The 18,510-nt window shown below is 66.2% G+C and carries 15 protein-coding genes; 10 read left to right on the top strand and 5 right to left on the bottom strand.

Features of this window, described 5'->3' with window-relative positions; translation table 11 throughout:
* The first annotated feature begins 63 nt into the window (after positions 1–63).
* Positions 64–3,879 (top strand): methionine synthase, encoded by a 3,816-nt coding sequence (gene metH, locus ACYU8W_RS11460; protein WP_499469176.1) that lies wholly within the window; start codon positions 64–66, stop codon positions 3,877–3,879.
* A 5-nt stretch (positions 3,880–3,884) separates the two neighbouring features.
* Complete coding sequence (locus ACYU8W_RS11455) at positions 3,885–4,544, top strand: HAD family hydrolase (RefSeq protein ID WP_499469174.1); 660 nt, start codon at positions 3,885–3,887, stop codon at positions 4,542–4,544.
* Here ACYU8W_RS11455 and ACYU8W_RS11450 read toward each other — a convergent pair.
* Both ACYU8W_RS11450 and ACYU8W_RS11445 read right to left on the bottom strand, forming a co-directional pair.
* A complete protein-coding gene (locus tag ACYU8W_RS11450) occupies positions 4,535–5,422 on the bottom strand; it encodes a RecB family exonuclease (RefSeq protein ID WP_499469172.1) in 888 nt (295 codons plus the stop codon). The genes ACYU8W_RS11455 and ACYU8W_RS11450 overlap by 10 nt on opposite strands.
* Before the next feature lie 57 nt (positions 5,423–5,479).
* Positions 5,480–7,087 (bottom strand): HNH endonuclease signature motif containing protein, encoded by a 1,608-nt coding sequence (locus ACYU8W_RS11445; protein WP_499469170.1) that lies wholly within the window; start codon positions 7,085–7,087, stop codon positions 5,480–5,482.
* A 256-nt stretch (positions 7,088–7,343) separates the two neighbouring features.
* Here ACYU8W_RS11445 and ACYU8W_RS11440 point away from each other — a divergent pair, with 256 nt between their 5' ends.
* The 4 genes from ACYU8W_RS11440 (at position 7,344) to ACYU8W_RS11425 (ending at position 12,305) form a co-directional block, all read left to right on the top strand.
* Positions 7,344–8,474 carry a site-2 protease family protein gene (locus tag ACYU8W_RS11440; protein WP_499469168.1) on the top strand — a complete coding sequence of 377 codons (1,131 nt, stop codon included), beginning with the start codon at positions 7,344–7,346 and terminating at the stop codon, positions 8,472–8,474.
* Positions 8,475–8,524: 50 nt separating this feature from the next.
* Positions 8,525–9,592, top strand: a complete 1,068-nt coding sequence (locus tag ACYU8W_RS11435) for a tRNA (adenine-N1)-methyltransferase (protein ID WP_499469166.1) — start codon at positions 8,525–8,527, stop codon at positions 9,590–9,592.
* 162 nt (positions 9,593–9,754) lie between these two features.
* Positions 9,755–11,359, top strand: a complete 1,605-nt coding sequence (gene arc / locus ACYU8W_RS11430; protein WP_499469202.1) for a proteasome ATPase — start codon at positions 9,755–9,757, stop codon at positions 11,357–11,359.
* A 337-nt stretch (positions 11,360–11,696) separates the two neighbouring features.
* Entirely contained in the window at positions 11,697–12,305 is a 609-nt protein-coding gene (locus tag ACYU8W_RS11425) for a cobalamin B12-binding domain-containing protein (RefSeq protein ID WP_499469164.1), read from the top strand.
* A gap of 22 nt (positions 12,306–12,327) precedes the next feature.
* Here ACYU8W_RS11425 and ACYU8W_RS11420 read toward each other — a convergent pair whose 3' ends face one another.
* Together ACYU8W_RS11420 and ACYU8W_RS11415 are read right to left on the bottom strand one after the other, a co-directional pair.
* Complete coding sequence (locus ACYU8W_RS11420; RefSeq protein ID WP_499469162.1) at positions 12,328–12,714, bottom strand: DUF3054 domain-containing protein; 387 nt, start codon at positions 12,712–12,714, stop codon at positions 12,328–12,330.
* Positions 12,711–13,676, bottom strand: a complete 966-nt coding sequence (locus ACYU8W_RS11415) for an alpha/beta hydrolase (protein ID WP_499469160.1) — start codon at positions 13,674–13,676, stop codon at positions 12,711–12,713. The genes ACYU8W_RS11420 and ACYU8W_RS11415 overlap by 4 nt, the downstream gene beginning before the upstream one ends.
* A 69-nt stretch (positions 13,677–13,745) precedes the next feature.
* Here ACYU8W_RS11415 and dop point away from each other — a divergent pair, with 69 nt between their 5' ends.
* Positions 13,746–15,248 (top strand): depupylase/deamidase Dop, encoded by a 1,503-nt coding sequence (gene dop / locus ACYU8W_RS11410; RefSeq protein ID WP_499469158.1) that lies wholly within the window; start codon positions 13,746–13,748, stop codon positions 15,246–15,248.
* Between the two features lie 9 nt (positions 15,249–15,257).
* Here dop and ACYU8W_RS11405 read toward each other — a convergent pair whose 3' ends face one another.
* Positions 15,258–16,478 carry a CapA family protein gene (locus ACYU8W_RS11405; protein WP_499469157.1) on the bottom strand — a complete coding sequence of 407 codons (1,221 nt, stop codon included), beginning with the start codon at positions 16,476–16,478 and terminating at the stop codon, positions 15,258–15,260.
* A 91-nt stretch (positions 16,479–16,569) separates the two neighbouring features.
* Here ACYU8W_RS11405 and ACYU8W_RS11400 point away from each other — a divergent pair, with 91 nt between their 5' ends.
* Genes ACYU8W_RS11400 through prcA form a run of 3 tightly spaced genes read left to right on the top strand, consistent with a single transcriptional unit; the run spans position 16,570 to position 18,274 of the window.
* Positions 16,570–16,758 carry a ubiquitin-like protein Pup gene (locus ACYU8W_RS11400; RefSeq protein ID WP_129626828.1) on the top strand — a complete coding sequence of 63 codons (189 nt, stop codon included), beginning with the start codon at positions 16,570–16,572 and terminating at the stop codon, positions 16,756–16,758.
* Positions 16,755–17,576 carry a proteasome subunit beta gene (prcB, locus tag ACYU8W_RS11395; protein WP_499469155.1) on the top strand — a complete coding sequence of 274 codons (822 nt, stop codon included), beginning with the start codon at positions 16,755–16,757 and terminating at the stop codon, positions 17,574–17,576. Before ACYU8W_RS11400 ends, prcB begins: the two co-directional genes overlap by 4 nt.
* Entirely contained in the window at positions 17,573–18,274 is a 702-nt protein-coding gene (gene prcA, locus ACYU8W_RS11390; RefSeq protein WP_141928563.1) for a proteasome subunit alpha, read from the top strand. Before prcB ends, prcA begins: the two co-directional genes overlap by 4 nt.
* The last annotated feature ends 236 nt before the right edge of the window (positions 18,275–18,510 follow it).

Here is an 18,510-nt window from a genome sequence, read left to right as displayed (position 1 = left end):
GTGACCGGGCAACGGGATGCAGGTGTCGTAAACTCGGGCGACTCTACGAAGGGAACACCAACAGTGAGCAGCCGCTCCGACTCCCGCTCCGAGACTTTCGAGCGCGACACGACCCACCAGCGTCCAGACGCCACCGCCGAACTCACCGAAGCGCTCAACTCCCGCGTGATGATCCTCGACGGCTCGATGGGTGTCTTCATTCAACAGCACAAACTGTCGGAGGACGAGTTCCGCGGCGAGCGATTCGCCGACTGGGAGCGTGACGTCAAGGGCAACAACGACCTGCTCTCGATCACCAAGCCCGAGTTGATCGCCGACATCCACCGCGCCTACCTCGACGCCGGCGCCGACATCATCGAGACGAACACCTTCTCGGCACAACGGATCTCGATGGCCGACTACGGCATGGAGGATCTCTCCTACGAGTTGAACTTCGCCTCTGCCGCGCTCGCCCGCGCGGAGTGCGACAAGGCCGCGACCGATGACAAACCGCGCTATGTCGCCGGTGCAGTCGGCCCGACCAACCGGACGGCGTCCATCTCTCCTGACGTCAATGACCCGGGTGCCCGCAACATCACCTACCAGGAACTCGTCGACGCTTACCTGGAACAGGCGCAGGGCCTGATCGACGGCGGCTCGGACCTGCTGCTGGTCGAGACGATCTTCGACACCCTCAACGCCAAGGCGGCGATCTTCGCCCTGGAAACCCTGTTCGAGCAGGAGGGACGCCGGTGGCCGGTGATCATCTCCGGCACGATCACGGACGCGTCCGGTCGCACGCTGTCCGGTCAGGTCACCGAGGCCTTCTGGAACAGCGTCCGCCACGCCAAGCCGCTCGCTGTCGGGTTCAACTGTGCGCTCGGCGCCGCCGACATGCGCCCGTACGTCGCGGAACTGTCGAAGGTCGCGGACGCGTTCGTCTCGGTCTACCCGAACGCCGGCCTGCCCAACGCCTTCGGTGAGTACGACGAGACTCCTCAGGAGATGGCGGACGTCGTCGGCGGCTTCGCCCAGGACGGACTGGTCAACATCCTCGGCGGCTGCTGCGGCACCACGCCCGAGCACATCAGCGAGATCGCCGACCGGGTCGAGGGCGTGTCCCCCCGCGAAGTACCGAGCATCGCCCCCGCGCTGCGTCTGTCCGGTCTCGAACCGCTCAACGTGGTCGAGGACTCCCTGTTCGTCAACGTCGGCGAGCGCACCAACATCACCGGTTCGGCGCGTTTCCGCAAGTTGATCAAGGACGGCGACTACCCGACCGCACTGAACGTGGCGCGGCAGCAGGTCGAGGCCGGCGCACAGGTCATCGACATCAACATGGACGAAGGCATGATCGACGGCATCGAGGCGATGGATCGCTTCTGCAAGCTGATCGCCTCCGAGCCCGACATCAGCCGCGTCCCGGTGATGATCGACTCGTCCAAGTGGAGCGTCATCGAGGCCGGTCTGCGCTGCGTACAGGGCAAGCCCATCGTCAACTCGATCTCGATGAAGGAGGGCCTGGAACCGTTCATCGAACAGGCCCGCCTGTGCCGTAAGTACGGCGCCGCCGTGGTGGTCATGGCCTTCGACGAGGAGGGACAGGCCGACACCGTCGAGCGTCGCAAGGAGATCTGTTCCAAGGCGTACGAGATCCTCACGCAGGAGATCGGTTTCCCGGCCGAGGACATCATCTTCGACCCGAACATCTTCGCGGTCGCGACAGGTATCGAGGAGCACTCCAACTATGGCGTCGACTTCATCGAGGCCACCCGTTGGATCAAGCAGAACTTGCCCGGAGCCCTGGTCTCCGGCGGTGTCTCGAACGTCTCGTTCAGCTTCCGCGGCAACAACCCGGTGCGCGAGGCGATCCACGCGGTGTTCCTGTACCACGCCATCGAAGCGGGCATGGACATGGGAATCGTCAACGCCGGCGCACTGGTCGTCTACGACCAGATCGATCCCGAACTCAAGGAGCGCATCGAGGACGTCGTGCTCAACCGACGTCCCGACTCCACGGAGCGGCTGCTGGAGATCGCGGCCGAGCACAACAAGGAAGCCGGCCCGGTCGACAACAGCGCGGCCCTCGAGTGGCGCAATCTTCCTGTACGCGAACGCATCACGCACGCGTTGGTGAAGGGCATGGACGAGTATGTCGTCGCCGACACCGAGGAGATGCGGGTCGAGCTCGCCGAGGCGGGGGAGCGGCCACTGGCCGTCATCGAGGGCCCGCTGATGGACGGCATGGGCGTCGTCGGAGACCTCTTCGGTGCCGGCAAGATGTTCCTGCCGCAGGTCGTGAAGTCGGCTCGCGTGATGAAAAAGGCTGTCGCACATCTGATTCCGTACATCGAGGCGGAGAAGAAGCCGGGCGACGCGGTGCGCGCCAAGGGCAAGATCGTCATGGCGACGGTCAAGGGCGATGTGCACGACATCGGCAAGAACATCGTCGGTGTGGTGCTGCAGTGCAACAACTACGACGTCGTCGACCTCGGCGTGATGGTGCCCACCGCCAAGATCCTGGAGACCGCGAAGGCGGAGAACGCCGACATCATCGGCCTGTCGGGTCTGATCACTCCCTCGCTGGACGAGATGGTCGGTGTCGCGCAGGAGATGGAGCGACAGGGGTTCGACATCCCGCTGTTGCTCGGCGGCGCGACCACGTCCAAGGCACACACCGCCGTCCGCGTGACCTCGAAGTACCACGGACCGGTCGTGTGGGTGAAGGACGCCTCGCGTTCGGTGCCGACGGCGTCCGCGCTGCTGTCCGACACTCGCAAGCAACCTTTCCTGGACGAGGTCGAGCGTGATTACGAGTCGATCCGGCAGCGCCACGCGGCGAAGAAGAACGACCGCCCGCTGATCTCCTACGAGCAGGCGATGGCCAAGCGTCCCCCGATCGACTGGTCGAACTACCAGCCGCAGCGTCCGCACATGTTGCTGCAGCAGGACGAGAACACCGGTAACGACCAGGTGCACGGGCAGATCCGCAGCTGGACCAAGGTGGTGCGCAACTACCCGATCGCCACGCTGCGCAAGTACATCGACTGGCAGCCGTTCTTCAATGCCTGGGAGATGAAGGGACGCTTCCCCGACATCCTCAACAACCCGGCGACGGGGGAGACCGCGCGCAAGCTGTACGACGAAGCGAACGCGATGCTCGACAAGATCGAGGCCGAGAACTGGCTCGAGGCGTCCGGCGTCGTCGGGTTCTTCCCGGCCAACTCCGTCGGCGACTCCATCGAGGTCTACACCGACGAGTCGCGCGGTGAGATCCGCACGATGCTGCACCACCTGCGCCAGCAGGGGCAGCACCGTGAAGGTGTCGCGAACAAGTCCCTGGCCGACTACATCGCCCCTAAGGACTCCGGCCTGCGCGACTACATCGGCGGTTTCGCGGTCACCGCAGGCCTGGGTGCAGGCGACAAGATCAAGGAGTTCAAGGACGCGATCGACGACTACAGCGCGATCCTGCTGGAATCGGTCGCCGACCGCCTGGCCGAGGCCTTCGCCGAGCGGATGCATGAGGTCGTGCGTCACGAACTGTGGGGTTACGCCGCCGACGAGACGCTCTCGAACGAGGACCTGATCGCCGAGAGGTACCGCGGCATCCGTCCTGCCCCCGGCTACCCCGCCTGCCCCGACCACACGGAGAAGGCGACCCTCTGGGAACTGCTCGACGTGAAGAACCAGACCGGCATCGAACTCACCGAGTCGATGGCCATGTGGCCGGGCGCGTCCGTCTCGGGCTGGTACTTCTCCCACCCCGATTCGCAGTACTTCGTGGTCGGACGCATCAACCGCGACCAGGTGGAGTCGTATGCGCAGCGCAAGGGCTGGACGCTGAAGCAGGCCGAGAAGTGGCTCTCGCCCAACCTCGGCTACGAACCGGAGGACTGATCGTGATGGCAGAGATGCCGGAAGCGATTCTGTGGGACATGGACGGCACGCTGGTCGACACCGAGCCGTACTGGATGAACGCCGAGCGTGAACTTGTCGCCTCGTTCGGTGGTGTGTGGACCGATGAGTTGGCGCACCAACTCGTCGGTAACCCGCTCGTGGTGTCGGCGCAGATGATCAGGGAGAACTCGACGGTGACACTGCCCGACGAGGAGATCGTCGACACCCTCCTGGAGTCGGTGATCAGGCAGATGCACGAGCACATCCCGTGGCGTCCCGGTGCCGCTGAGTTGCTGAAAGAGGCTGTGGCACAAGGGATTCCCAATGCCTTGGTGACGATGTCGTACGAGTCCTTCGCGCGGGTGATGGTGGACGAACTGCCCACGGGCACGTTCGGTGCGGTCGTCACCGGGGACGTGGTCGAGCACGGCAAGCCGCATCCCCAGCCCTACCTCGTCGCCGCCGAGGCACTCGGGGTCGATCCCAGCCACTGTCTGGCGGTGGAGGATTCGCCGACCGGTGCGCGCTCGGCGGTCGCCGCCGGAGCCCGGACCATCGCGGTGCCGCACATCGTCGACGTGCCGGACGAGGTCGGTGCGGTGAAGGTCGCGACGCTGGCCGGGGAGACCATCGAGTCATTGTGGAGCCGCACGACTCAGTCCTGACCTACCTCCGGCTCACCGGCATACGCGGGATCCACTGCGCGTTCCGCTGCGAGTGCAGGCAGCGGTGGCGCGGTGCCGCCGAACTCCGGACACAGCGCCTGGTGACTGCACCAGGAGCACAGGCGTGAACGGGACGGACGCCAGTCGCCGGTGCTCGCCGACCGCGCGATGGCGTCCCAGAGCGCCTTGATCTTGCGTTCGGTCGCCAGCAGTTCGCGCTCGTCGGGGGAGTAGCGGACGATTTCCCCGTTGCCGAGGTAGACCAGTTGCAGCAGGCGGGGGATCTCGCCCCGGGTGCGCCACAGCACCAAGGCGTAGAACTTCATCTGGAACAGCGCCTTGGCTTCGAACAGTGCGGACGGCGAGCGGCCGGTCTTGTAGTCGACCACCCGCATCTCACCCGTCGGTGCCACGTCGAGGCGGTCGACGTAGCCGCGCAGGGTGAGCCCGTCGACCTCGGCTTCGACGTAGAGCTCCCGCTCGGCCGGTTCGAGACGGGTCGGATCCTCGAGCGCGAACCACTTCTCGACCAGCGTGCGGGCCGGACGCAGCCAGTCGCCGAGCTCACCGTCGACCAGGGACGCGAGTTCGGGCTCGCTCTCGACGAGCGCCTCCCACTGCGGTGCGAGCAGAGAGTGGGCATGCTCGAGCGTCCGATCGGCCGCCTCGACATCGAAGAGTCGTTCCAGCACGGCGTGGACGAGGGTGCCGCGAGCGGCCGCGGCGGACGGTGGCTCGGGCAGCCGGTCGATGACGCGGAAGCGGTACAGCAGCGGACATTGCATGTAGTCGGCCGCGCGGCTCGGCGAGATCGCTCGTTTCACACGTGTCACCGGATGGTCGCCGATCCTTGAATCAGTCATCATGCCGTCCTGCATGGGTATGACCCTAGACAGCCCCACCGACACTCAGTCCCGGCTCCGACAGGATGGGACCTACGAGGCGTCGTGTACGGAGTCGGGGTAGGTGACGTAAGTGCGGCCGGTGCGTGAGGTCCAGGTGCAGACTCCGTCGTCGCTCATGTCGTAGTCCCAGTGCTTCTTGGTCTTCGCGTCATGATGGTGACGACAGAGTGCGGCGAGGTTCTGAACGGCAGTCGGCCCATGCGGCCATTCGACGACATGATCGATGTCGCACCTGATGGCGGTCCGGGTGCACATCGGGAACCGGCAGGTCTGGTCGCGTTGCTGGACGAACTCCCTCATCCTTGATGTCGGCTCGTACGCCGTCGTCGAGGTCTCACACGTGACTCCGGTGTCGGCGTCGACCAGTGCCCGGGTCAGGCGGCAACCGAACTGCTCGATCAACGCGTCGAGGACCTCGGGCCGGATGAACCCGATCCCTGCGATCCGTGCCCAACCGGCTTTGTACGCCCGGGCGGTTTCACCTGTTTCTGAAGCGAATTCAAAGTCGTCGTCCGGGCCTCGCGGTGATGAACTGGACTGTCCGGGTGGGGGTGATCCGTCGTCCGGGGACGCCTCGGCCTCGTGTTCCGCGTCGTCGGTGGCACGTTTGGCCGCGGTCGCAGCCTGTTCCTCGCGTTCCTCACGAACCACAGGGACCTGGACCACGACCTGGTAGCTGACGTCGGCGCCTTGTGTGACGAGGTCGTGCAACGCGCCCAGGCGCAGTTGTCCGAGCGTCGGCTTCGACTCATCGGGGTCGTCACCCTCGGGCGGGTTCTTGGCGCGTTGATCAGCCAACTGGTCCACGGCTCCGTAGATGCGGGCAATCTGGTCGGCCGGCCCGACGGCGCACAACTCGGCCATCCCGGCAATGTCGGAGGGACGCACCCACACACCGGTGGCGTCCTTGGCTTCCTTGACCCGCGCCTTCTTCGCAGCCTCGGCCTCCCACTGCGTCACCAACGCCCGTGCCGCGGACTTCACCTTCAGATAACCCCAGGCGTCGAAGCCCTTCGTGTCCAGCAGGTGCTGCTCGACCCGGCGGGACGTCTCGGGTGAGGCGTTCACCAGTTCCGACGCAACGAGGGACACCTTCCAGAACGGGATCTCCCCTTCCACCGCCGCAGCCAGCAACCCGGGTGTCTTGGTGCACGCATCGATGGAGTTGCTCATCTTGCTCGACGCAGTGCGGGGAGCCATCTGACACGCAGCCGCCAGGTCCGTGTCGGCAAACGACGCCTGGTGACCGAGCGGGTGTTCGACCTTCGCCGTGACCCCGGTGTCGGAATCGACCAGCTCCTCATCGATCGCGGCGTAACGGGCCATCGCCATTGCTTGAACGGCTTGCGAGGTGGAGGCGAGGTGTGTGGATTGGGTGATGGATTCTTCGAGCATGCGGTGATCGCCGGCGTCGATGGGCCGTGCGGTGGCGATGGATCCGGTGTTGCGCACGGCCTCTGATTCGAGCCGGTGGAATGCTTCCCGGGAGATCCGGTTCGCAAACGTCAGTACTTCCGCGGGTGAACCCAAAGCGTTCAGAAGCTGGTTCAACAAACGCTGCTTCTGATCCGAAAGTGATTGCAGCAGAACGAATTCCACCGGTGATACCGGTTCGTAGAACTCGTAGCTGATGGCCATGAAGAAACTCTAAGCGGGACCACCGACAACCTCCGTCGGCGAATTCGTGCCGTGCCGCGATCGACCAACAGGAGGTTTCCGAAAGCGAGGCCGCCGTCGTGTCGCGTCCCGGTGGTTTCGGCACCGATGCCCTCGTTCCTCGGGCGTCGGGCTCAACCAGCGACGTCGGTCAGGCTCAACCCAGCGACGTCGGTCAGGCTCGACCGTCGCGCAACTGGATTCGGAGGCGCACAGGGCCGACGGTTAACCTTCGCCCATGACGCAGACCCCGCAGCCGGCCCCCGGTCTCAAGATCGGATCGCTGCGCGGAGTGCCGGTATTCATCGGACGCAGTTGGGTGCTCATCGCGGTCGTCATCGTGTTCACCTTCGGTCCGCAGGTGCAGCGGGCACTGCCCGAACTCGGGACCACCGCCTACGTCGTCGCCTTCGCGTACGTCGTCGGTCTGCTCATCTCCGTCCTCGTCCACGAGGCTGCGCACGCGCTGGCCGGACAATGGCGCGGGTTCGAGGTGCACCAGATCGTCGCCGACCTCTGGGGTGGCCATACCTCCTTCACCAAGGAAGGCCGAACCGCCGGCAGCAGCGCGATTGTCGCGGCAGTAGGCCCGCTGTCCAATGCGCTGCTCGCACTCATCGGATTCGGTGTACTGCAACTCGATCTGGCGGATGTCGCCCGCCTGCTGGTCGTCGCGTTCACCTGGGCGAACGGCCTGGTGGCGGCGTTCAATCTCCTGCCCGGCTTCCCCCTCGACGGCGGCCACCTGGTCGAAGCGGGTGTGTGGGCCGCCACCGGCAACCGCAACAAGGGGACGGTCGTCGCCGGCTGGTGCGGACGTCTGGTGACGCTGGCCGTCATCGCGGTCCTCATCGTCTGGCCCATGGTGCAGGGCCGTCCGTTGTCCCTCATCGGCACGATCTGGATCGCGCTCATCGCGTCCTTCATGTGGTTCGGGGCGTCCGCGGCGATCAACCGGGGCAACGTCAGCAGCCAGCTCGGGTCGGTCGCGCTGCGCGACATCCTGCGTCCGTTGTCGGCGGCCCCGTACGACATCTCGGTCGAGCACCTGCCGCCGTACGACACCGTCCTGATGGCGCCGAACGGTGAGCCCGAGGGCTTCGTCCCGGCCGGGAGCGCGATGATGGTGCCACTCGACCAACGAGCGGCCACCCCGGCTTCCGCGCTGATGCTCAAACCGTCCGGACCCTGGGTGGTACGCCTGGAACACGACGAGGACGCCGAACACGACCTTTCCAAGCTGGTCGACAACGCCGCGAGGCACGGCGAAGTCGCCGAGCGCACCGTCGTGCTGGCACCGGACGGACGCCCGGTGGGCTGGATCGAGCGCGACGAACTCATCGCTGCGGTGCGCTCCGCCGTCCGCTGACCCGTTCGCCGGTTCGGAGCACCAGCCGGTGCGACCTAGACTTGCGCCTCATGACCGACGCCCCTGAAAGCAGCACCGACAGCGTCCCGGCGACCACGGACGGCCCGCTCGGTGCCGACCTGCGCCGCGGACCCTTCACCGAGGGCGAACGCGTCCAACTCACCGATCCGAAGGGTCGGATGCACACGATCACGCTCGGCACGGGCAAGCAGTTCCACACCCACCGTGGGTACCTCGCGCACGACGATCTGATCGGCCGCCCGGACGGCACCACAATCACCAACACCGCCGGCGTCGAGTACCTCGCGTTGCGGCCGCTGCTGCCTGACTTCGTGCTGTCGATGCCGCGCGGCGCCGCCGTCGTCTACCCCAAGGACGCCGGTCAGATCGTCACCATGGGTGACATCTTCCCGGGCGCGACGGTCGTCGAGGCCGGCGTCGGCTCGGGTGCGCTGTCGATGTCGTTGCTGCGCGCGGTCGGCGACCAGGGACGTCTGTACTCCTTCGAGCGGCGCGATGACTTCGCGCAGATCGCGAAGGGCAACGTCAACTCCTTCTTCGGTGCCCCGCATCCCGGGTGGTCGGTCACCGTCGGCGACCTGGTCGACGCACTCCCGCAGACCGTCGAGAACGGCACCGTCGACCGCGTGGTGCTCGACATGCTCGCGCCATGGGACTGCCTCGGCGTGGTCGGCGATGCCTTGGCGCCGGGTGGCCTGCTCATCTGCTACGTCGCGACCGCGACGCAGTTGTCCCGCACGGCCGAGGCGATGCGCGACCACGGCGGTTTCACCGAGCCGCAAGCGTGGGAGTCGCTCGTTCGCGGCTGGCACCTCGAAGGTCTCGCGGTGCGTCCGGAGCACCGGATGCACGGCCACACCGGCTTCCTCATCGCCACCCGCCGCCTCGCTCCGGGGGTCACCCCGCCGGTGCGCAAGCGTCGCCCGAGCAAGGGTGCCGCGGACGGTTACGACGAGGCCGACGTCCAGGCCGTCATGCCGTCGGGCGAGTGGAGCCCGGAAGACGTGGGGGAGCGGCCGGTCTCGGACAAGAAGGTCCGCAAGCTGGCGCGTTCATTCAGTGAGCAGCAATCGGACCAGGAGCGTCCCGGCGGTTAGGGTCGAAGCCGGAGCCGTCTGTTGAAGGAGAGTGACGTGTCCGACCAACGCCCCACCGGTCAGAACCCGCAGTACGACGAGGTGCAGAGTCTGCGCGCCGAGGTCGAGGCTCTGCGGACGCGCGTCACCAACCCGACCCAGCGGCTCGATCTCGAACAGACGATCCGCCAGCTGCAGTCGGCACAGGCGACTTTGTCGACACAGAACGAGCGGCTGGTGCGCACCCTGAAGGACGCGCGCGAACAGATCGTGTCGCTCAAGGGTGAGATCGACCGCCTCGCCCAACCGCCGGCCTCCTTCGGCGTGGTGCTCGAACGATCCGACGACACCGTCGACATCCTGACGTCCGGGCGCAAGATGCGCGTCTCGGTCAGCCCGACGATCGAGCAGACCGACCTGGTCCCGGGACGCGAGGTCGTGCTCAACGAAGCCCTCAACGTGGTCAAGACGCTGGGCTATGAGAACGTCGGCGAACTCGTGCAGTGCAAGGAGTTCCTCGGCGAGGACCGGGTGCTAGTCGTGCTGCACGGCGATGAGGAGCGGGTCTGCCGGGTGGCGGCTGCGCTCAAGGACGAACGCATCCGGGTGGGCGACTCGCTGCTGCTGGACGCACGCACGAACTTCGTCTTCGAACGTATCCCCAAGGCCGAGGTGGCCGATCTGGTGTTGGAGGAAGTGCCCGACATCCAGTACGAGGACATCGGTGGGCTCACCGGCCAGATCGAGCAGATCCGGGACGCGGTCGAGTTGCCTTATCTGCACGCCGACCTGTTCCGTGAGCACGCGCTCCGTCCGCCCAAGGGCGTGCTGCTGTACGGCCCTCCCGGCTGTGGAAAGACGATGATCGCCAAGGCGGTCGCGGCATCGCTGGCGCGCAAGGTGGCCGAGAAGACCGGTCAGGACCAGACCAAGAGCTACTTCCTGAACATCAAGGGTCCGGAACTGCTCAACAAGTACGTCGGTGAGACCGAGCGGCACATCCGGCTGATCTTCCAGCGCGCCCGTGAGGCGTCCTCGGACGGCACGCCCGTGGTGGTGTTCTTCGACGAGATGGAGTCGCTGTTCCGTACCCGCGGTTCGGGCGTGAGCTCCGACGTCGAGACAACCGTCGTGCCGCAGCTGCTCGCGGAGATCGACGGCGTGGAGAAACTCGAGAACGTCATCGTCATCGGTGCCTCCAACCGTGAGGACATGATCGACCCGGCCATCCTGCGTCCCGGACGTCTGGACGTGAAGATCAAGATCGAACGGCCTGACGCACAGAGCGCCCACGAGATCTTCGGCAAGTACCTCACCGCGACGCTGCCGCTGCACCCCGACGACGTGGCCGAGCACGGTGGTGACAAGCAGGCCGCGGTCGAGGCGATGATCCAGGCGACCGTTGAGCGGATGTACGCCGAGGTCGATGAGAACCGCTTCCTCGAAGTCACCTACGCCAGCGGCGACAAGGAGGTCCTGTACTTCAAGGACTTCAACTCCGGCGCGATGGTGCAGAACATCGTCGACCGGGCCAAGAAGATGGCGATCAAGGATCAGCTCACGACCGGCGTCAAGGGCATCCGGGTCGAGCACCTGTTGCAGAGCTGCGTCGTGGAGTTCAAGGAGAACGAAGACCTGCCCAACACCACCAACCCGGACGACTGGGCGCGCATCTCGGGCAAGAAGGGGGAACGGATCACCTACATCCGCACTCTGATCGACGGCAAGACCGGCGGCGGATCCGCCAAGGCGATCGATTCGGTCGCCACCACCGGCCAGTACCTCTGAGGACGCCGGCAGTCGAACAAGTACGGGAGATCGCGTGAATCACGGCGACCAGCACCACCAGGAACAGGCGTTCATCGACGGAGAACCGTTGTCTGCCAAGGGCAACGGAGTTGTGCACCCGGGGGCTCAGGCGCTGCGGATCATGGCGTTCTCGCTCTGTGCCGGGTCTGTCTGCTCTGTTTGGCCACTGAGGCGCGAGGTTCGTAATCAGTCGGCCTGCGGGACGTCTCTGTGAAAGGATAGTTCGGCAGAGAATTCACGTGCCTGCCTCGGTTGGTACGCCGACGCGAGAGTGGTGCCCTTCTTGATCGAACAGACGAACTCACGGGTGGATCGGATGACCGACCCGCAGCGAGGCGTCTTCGACGCGGTCATGGGCCTGGACGCCGCCCGGATGCGCGGGCACATCGTCGATTTCCAGAGTGCGCGCGGCAATGACGCGGTGGTCGCGGAATTGCTCGTGCCTGTCCTGGGGATCATCGGGGAGATGTGGGAGAACGGCACGCTCAGCGTCGCCCACGAGCACCACGGATCACAGATCATCCGCAATGTCATCGGGGAGTTCCGGCGCAAGGGCAGTGGCCCCGTCCACGGCAAGATCGTGCTCGCCTGTCCGCCCGGGGAACTGCATGACCTTCCGGCGCACCTGTTCGGGCTCATGCTGCGCGACCGCGGTTGGCAGCCCGTCGTCCTGGGTGCGGACACGCCGTGGACCGCGATCCTGGCCGCCGTGCGAGCGGTCTGCGCGGACGCCTGCACCCTCACCGGCACTCGCCCCGGCCCGTTGCTGCTGCACAGCGACCGCCTGCGCGAACTGAGCACCGTCACCAAGGTCTTCATCGGCGGCGGAGCGGTGAACGGACCGGCCGTGCGCGGAGTGACCCCGTTGCCGCTCGACTGGCCCGCCGCTGCGGACGTCGTTGCCGGAGCGTTGAAGACGCGTTGAAGACGCGTCAACACCCGGAGGGTCAGCCCCGCCTGAGCACCAGCGTCCGGATGAGGCGCCAGCCGATCAGTCCGGCGCCGACGAACAGGGTCGCGACGATGACGAAAGCAAGCGCCGTACCGTCGCCCATGATCCGCCGCACCAGCATGCCGATCGCGATCGCGCAGACCCAGATCGCAACACCGGCCGGGACATGCACCGGCACGCGGCGGTCCCAGTTGTAGTACGCGACCACCCAGCCGGTGACCATGCCGAGCAGGAACGGCCACGCCGTATCCAGCACTCCCACAACAGGATTCGCCTCACCGTGGGTCCGGCGTCCGATGGCCGCGAAGACCGTCACGACGACGACGTCGAGTGCGAGCAGGTACCAGCGCGCCGTCCTGTGGCGGGCCACCTCGGCGCTCATCGCACCCACCAGTCGTTCAGCTGGTCGGCAATCTCCATCCGTGCCTGGTGGCCGCAGCTGGTCGCGCCGGGCATGTTGAGGAAGCCATGCGGGACGCCGTAGTACCGGGTGAGGCGCACCCGGACCCCGGCGCGTTCGAGCATCCGGGCGAAATCGATTCCTTCCTGGGCCAGCGGGTCACGGTCCGCCGTCTGCACCAGAGCAGGCGCCAGACCACGCAGGTCGGCACGCGCCGGCGACAAGGTGGGGTCGGTGTCCCGCAGACCGGTGCCCTCGAGGTACAGCTCCTTGTAGCGGTCCATGTCGCCTCCGGTCAGTGCGGGCGCTCGGCGCATCTCGTGCACGATCGACAGGTCGGTCGCCGGGTAGATCAGCACTTGTCCCAGCAGTTCGCGGTTGTGGTCGCGGGCGTGGATCGCGACGAGCGCCGAGAGATTACCGCCGGCGCTGTCACCGCCGACGACGACGCGCGGCTCATCCGTGCCGCACTCGGCCGGACCGTGCGACAACCAGTCGAAGACGTCCAGCGAATCGTGCAGTCCCGCAGGCGCTTTGTGCTCCGGAGCCTTGCGGTAGTCCGGTGCAAGCACGGTGCAGTCGGCCCGGTCGGTGAGCATTGACAGCATCGAGTCGTAGTCCCGCGGACGCCCGCGTACCCACCCACCGCCGTGGATGTACAGCATCACGCGGTCGGTGTGGCGGCGGGTGCGGTAGCGGCGAACGGTGATGTCGTGCCCGTCGCGTCCGGTCATGCTGAATTCGTCGATCGACACGCCCTTGGTCACCGAGCCGATGATGAGCGAGGCGGGGAACTTCGGCGCGGGGGAGAGGGCTCGGGACGCTGCGATCTGTTCCAGGCTCATCTCCGACAAGGTGGTGCGCTGCAGGCGCGCCAAGCCGAAGCACAGGGCACGGGTACGCAACGGCATGCCGGCGGTGTCGGACCAGGTCGTTCGGGACATGGCAGCAGTATCGCTGCCGGGCACGGACACCACGGGGTGCGACACAGCCTCGGCTCATAGGCTGGGCCCATGAGCGTGCGCCGGGTGATGGGTATCGAAACCGAGTACGGGATTTCGCAGCCGGGGGACCCGTCCGCGAATCCGATGCTGATGTCCGGGCGGGTCGTCACCGCGTACGCCCGATCGATGGGACTTCGCTCGGGACAGACGGGCTGGGACTATGCCGACGAGGCGCCGTTGCAGGACGCCCGCGGGTTCGCGATGAACCGCGCGTTCGCCGATCCGAGTCAGCTCACCGACGAAGAAGATCCGACGATGGCGAACGTCGTGCTGACCAACGGTGCACGCTTGTACGTCGACCACGCCCACCCGGAATACAGCTCGCCGGAGGTCACCGGGCCACGGGACGCGGTCATCTGGGACCGCGCCGGTGAACTCGTGATGCGCGAGGCGGCCAGGCTGCTGAACCAGCCTGGCATGCCGCCGCTCAACCTCTACAAGAACAACACCGACGGCAAGGGCGCGTCCTACGGAACGCACGAGAACTACCTGATGCGGCGTCTGACGCCCTTCGCCGACATCGTCAGTGGCCTCATCCCGTTCTTCGTCTCACGTCAGGTCGTCTGCGGTTCGGGCAAGGTCGGAATCGGCACCGAATCACAGCGTGCCGGATTCCAGTTGTCGCAGCGGGCCGACTTCTTCGAGACCGAGGTCGGCCTGGAGACGACGCTGAAGCGTCCGATCATCAACACCCGTGACGAGCCGCACGCGGTCACCGAGAAGTACCGCCGGTTACACGTCATCATCGGCGACGCCAACCACTGCGACGTCGCGAACTTTCTCAAGCTCGGCACGACCAGCCTGGTGCTCGGGGTGATCGAAGCCGGGGCGGTGACGCAGAATCTCGCCCTGCAGGAGCCGGTCACCGCGCTGCAGGCGATCTCGCACGACCCGACGCTGCGCACCTCGGTGCGGTTGGAGGACGGCCGCGAACTCACCGCACTGGAGATCCAGTACGCCTACCTGCAGATGGTGCGTGACTGGTTGGGCAGCGACGACCTCGACAGCGAGACCGTGGAGGTGCTCGACCGGTGGCAGCAGGTGCTCGACAAGCTCGCCGACGACCCGATGTCGGCGGCCCGCGAGGTCGACTGGGTTGCGAAACTCCAGCTGCTGCAGGGGTATCGGAACCGCGGGCTGGACTGGAGTGACCCGAAGATGCGGGCGATCGACATTCAGTGGAGTGACGTACGGGCCGACAAGGGGATCTTCCACAAGCTCGCCGCGAGCGGCCGGTTCGACGAACTCATCTCGGCCGCGGACGTCGAGGCGGCGGTGAGCAACCCGCCGACCGACACCCGTGCCTACTTCCGCGGACGCGCCGTCCGTCAGTTCGGCGAGAACATCGCCGCAGCCTCGTGGGACTCGGTCATCTTCGACGTCCCTGAGCGACGCACGATGCAGCGGGTGCCGATGCTCGAACCCTTGCGCGGCACCGAGCAACATGTCGGGCCACTGTTCGACCGGGCCGGCAGCGCGGACGAACTGCTGCGGACGCTGCTCACCGACTGACGAAGCGCCTCAACTCGCGGGCGACAGATTGCACGAGTTGCCCGGCCCCTTGATCAGACTGCTGGTGCGCTCGTAGGACACCTTGTTGGAGTCCGCGGTGACCACGCGAACGAAGTAGCCGGCCGTACGGGCGACCCGGGTGGGTTGGAAGACGGCCTTGGGCTGTGTCCACCTGCCGTCGTCACCGCGCTCGAAACTGACCTTGACCATGACGCCGTCCTGGGTGGCGTCCGGGAAGCCCCAGTTCACGCCCTGGTCGGAGATCTGGTTGCCGAGGCCGAAATAGACCATCTTCCCGTTGACCCGCTCGCACTTCTGGACGACGTGGGCGTGGTTTCCGATGATCGTGTCCACCGAACCCGACTGCATGAGCTCGTTCGCGGTCTCGACCATGGCCGGTGTGGGGGCGTGATCGTTCGCGTTGCCCCAGTGCATCGAGACGAGCACGATCTGAGCACCGGACTTCCGTGCGGCGACGGCGTCGGCGATGATCCCGCTCGCCTTCTTGCGTTTCCACATCGCCTCCTTCATCCAGATCGCCTCATCCGGAACCCACAGGTCGCTGCCGCCGGCGAAGTTGTCGAGGGTGTAGCTGTAGGCGAGGTGGGCGACCTTGACGCCCTTGACGTCGTACATGGCCGGCTGACCCGGTGTGTTCGCGTCCGGCCCGGGTCCGGCGGCCTTCAGACCGTGGTCCGCCATCACCTTTCGTGTATCGGCGAGACCCTTCACCCCGGCATCGAAGGTGTGGTTGTTCGCGGTGCTGCAGCCGTCGTAGCCCATCCACGCCATCGCTTCGGCGAACTCGCGAGGACCGTTGTGCCGCAACCCCTTCGTGAGGTTGGTGTTGTCAGGCGACAGCGCGGCCTCCATGTTGCAGATGGCGAGGTCGGCGGACTCGGTGAACGGCTTGGCATCGGCCATCAGAGCCTTGAAGTCGTAACCGCCGTCCTTGCTCTGCGCCTTGGCGGCCTTGATGGGATCTTCCTGGGGGATGTCGTCGCCGCTGAAGGCGATCGTGAGGCGGTCGGCCCCGGTCTGCGCGGTCTCGCCATCACTCCCGGGGCTTCCCGAACTACCGGAGCGTGCGCTGGAGCCATCACTTCGGCTCCCGCCGTCTCCTGAGCTTCCGGAATCGGAACCACCCAGGGCGCAACCGCCCAGAATCACGGACGCGGCGAATGCCGCGGCGACCGTCACACGCGCCCTCTTCATACCCCTTGTACGCATGTGCGACACAGTAACCGCGGACTACCGGGCCGCCTCGCCGCCACGCGGTTAGGGTGGACGTGGTTCAGTACGCGCGAGGAAAGACGGTGTCATGGCACAGGAACGCATCAACCCCCAGCGCCGCGACGGCGACCCGGCGCAGGAGACGCCGCCACCCGCACCCGCTGCACCGCAGGTTCAGACCGGCGACATCGACAGTGTCCTCGACGAGATCGATGGCGTGCTCGAGGCGAACTCCGAAGAGTTCGTGCGCGGGTTCGTCCAGAAGGGTGGCCAGTGACCGCGGACCCGAGCGGACGACTGCCGGCCGCGTACTTCGCCCCGGGATCCTCGTCGTTCACCGAGTTCCTGCAGACCTACGCCCCGACGCTGATGCCCGACTCGACCCATGCGCCCTCGAGTGTGCAGGTCGACGCTCCGCACGGCACGACGATCGTCTCGCTCACCTACAACGGTGGCGTGCTGGTCGCCGGTGACCGGCGCGCCACGATGGGCAACCTCATCGCCAGCCACACCATGAAGAAGGTCTTCCTCACCGACGACTACTCGTCGGTGGGCATCGCCGGCACCGCCGGTGTCGCGATCGAGATGGTGCGCCTGTTCCAGGTGGAACTCGAACACTACGAGAAGATCGAGGGAGACCGACTTTCGTTGCAGGGCAAGGCGAATCGGCTCGCCTCGATGATTCGCGGCAACCTCGGCATGGCGATCCAGGGGCTGGCGGTCGTACCGCTGTTCGCCGGGTTCGATCTCGACACCGGCAAGGGCCGCATGTTCAGTTACGACGTCACCGGCGGTTGCTACGAGGAGCACCAGTACCACTCGGTCGGCTCGGGGTCGTTGTTCGCCCGCGGCGCTCTGAAGAAGCTCTGGCGCTCGGGGATGAGTCAGGATGACGCCGTGCGGGTGATCGTCGAGGCGCTGTACGACGCCGCCGACGACGACTCCGCAACCGGTGGTCCCGACCCCGGCCGGCGCATCTGGCCCAACGTCGCGATCCTCGACGCCGAAGGCTCGCGGTTCGTCACCGATGTCGAGATCGAGGCGGTCGTGGAGACCGTCGTCCGTGCCCGCAGGGAAGGGGAGGCGCACCGATGAGCATGCCGTTCTACGTCTCGCCCGAACAACTGATGAAGGATCGGGCCGACTACGCGCGCAAGGGAATTGCTCGTGGGCGCGCGGTGGTCGTGCTCGCTTATGAAGGCGGCATCGCGTTCGTCGCCGAGAACCCCAGCCGGGCACTGCACAAGATCTCCGAGATATACGACCGGATCGCCTTCGCGGCGGTCGGCAAGTACAACGAGTTCGAGAACCTACGGGTGGCCGGGGTCCGGTATGCCGATCTGCGTGGGTACTCCTACGACCGTTCCGACGTCACCGCCCGAGGCCTGGCCAACGCGTACGCGCAGACGCTCGGCACGGTGTTCACCCAGGAGTCGAAGCCATACGAGGTCGAGATCGTGGTCGCGCAGATCGGCGCGACGGCAGACGACGACCAGATCTACCGCCTGATGTACGACGGGTCCGTCGCGGACGAGCACGGGTACGTCGCGATGGGCGGCGGCGCAGATCGGATCTCCGCAGGACTGGAGCAGGAATGGCGTCCCGACCTCGACCTCGGCGGCGCGCTGCAGTTGGCGGTGCGGTTGCTCGGTGTCGATGCCGAAGGTAATTCGCGAGAACTCACCGCCGACCAGCTCGAGGTGGCGGTGCTCGACCGCAGCCGCGAGCGTCGCACCTTCCGGCGGCTGCCCGTACCTCTGCTGCAGACACTGCTGAGCGCCCAGGCCGACTGATGCTGCGCGCCGGTGTCGTTCGTCCGGACAAGGACGGGTTCACGCCGCTGCAACACGCGAAGATCAAGGGCTGCGACGAGATGGTGAGGATTCTTTCCGTCGCTTCGTGACGCCCGAAGCCTGGTCACGCTCCGTGGGTTGTCGATGCCGGCTGGCATACTTCGGAACCGGCGTACAGTTCGGCGCCTAATGATTTTGGAGGGGGCGCGTCAGCTCTTGGCGGTCGAAGCACGCAG

The organism is Yimella radicis (assembly GCF_054778255.1).
This window is presented reverse-complemented; position numbering and strand designations above follow the sequence as displayed.

Bases quoted from the DNA above. Each gene is read 5' to 3' on its own strand.
- ACYU8W_RS11435 (WP_499469166.1), top strand. From the start codon at position 8,525: ATGACCGACGCCCCTGAAAGCAGCACCGACAGCGTCCCGGCGACCACG.
- ACYU8W_RS11440 (WP_499469168.1), top strand. From the start codon at position 7,344: ATGACGCAGACCCCGCAGCCGGCCCCCGGTCTCAAGATCGGATCGCTG.
- ACYU8W_RS11425 (WP_499469164.1), top strand. From the start codon at position 11,697: ATGACCGACCCGCAGCGAGGCGTCTTCGACGCGGTCATGGGCCTGGAC.
- ACYU8W_RS11445 (WP_499469170.1), bottom strand. From the start codon at position 7,087: ATGGCCATCAGCTACGAGTTCTACGAACCGGTATCACCGGTGGAATTC.
- ACYU8W_RS11405 (WP_499469157.1), bottom strand. From the start codon at position 16,478: ATGCGTACAAGGGGTATGAAGAGGGCGCGTGTGACGGTCGCCGCGGCA.
- ACYU8W_RS11420 (WP_499469162.1), bottom strand. From the start codon at position 12,714: ATGAGCGCCGAGGTGGCCCGCCACAGGACGGCGCGCTGGTACCTGCTC.
- ACYU8W_RS11400 (WP_129626828.1), top strand. From the start codon at position 16,570: ATGGCACAGGAACGCATCAACCCCCAGCGCCGCGACGGCGACCCGGCG.
- prcA (WP_141928563.1), top strand. From the start codon at position 17,573: ATGAGCATGCCGTTCTACGTCTCGCCCGAACAACTGATGAAGGATCGG.
- ACYU8W_RS11455 (WP_499469174.1), top strand. From the start codon at position 3,885: ATGGCAGAGATGCCGGAAGCGATTCTGTGGGACATGGACGGCACGCTG.
- ACYU8W_RS11415 (WP_499469160.1), bottom strand. From the start codon at position 13,676: ATGTCCCGAACGACCTGGTCCGACACCGCCGGCATGCCGTTGCGTACC.
- ACYU8W_RS11450 (WP_499469172.1), bottom strand. From the start codon at position 5,422: ATGCAGGACGGCATGATGACTGATTCAAGGATCGGCGACCATCCGGTG.
- dop (WP_499469158.1), top strand. From the start codon at position 13,746: ATGAGCGTGCGCCGGGTGATGGGTATCGAAACCGAGTACGGGATTTCG.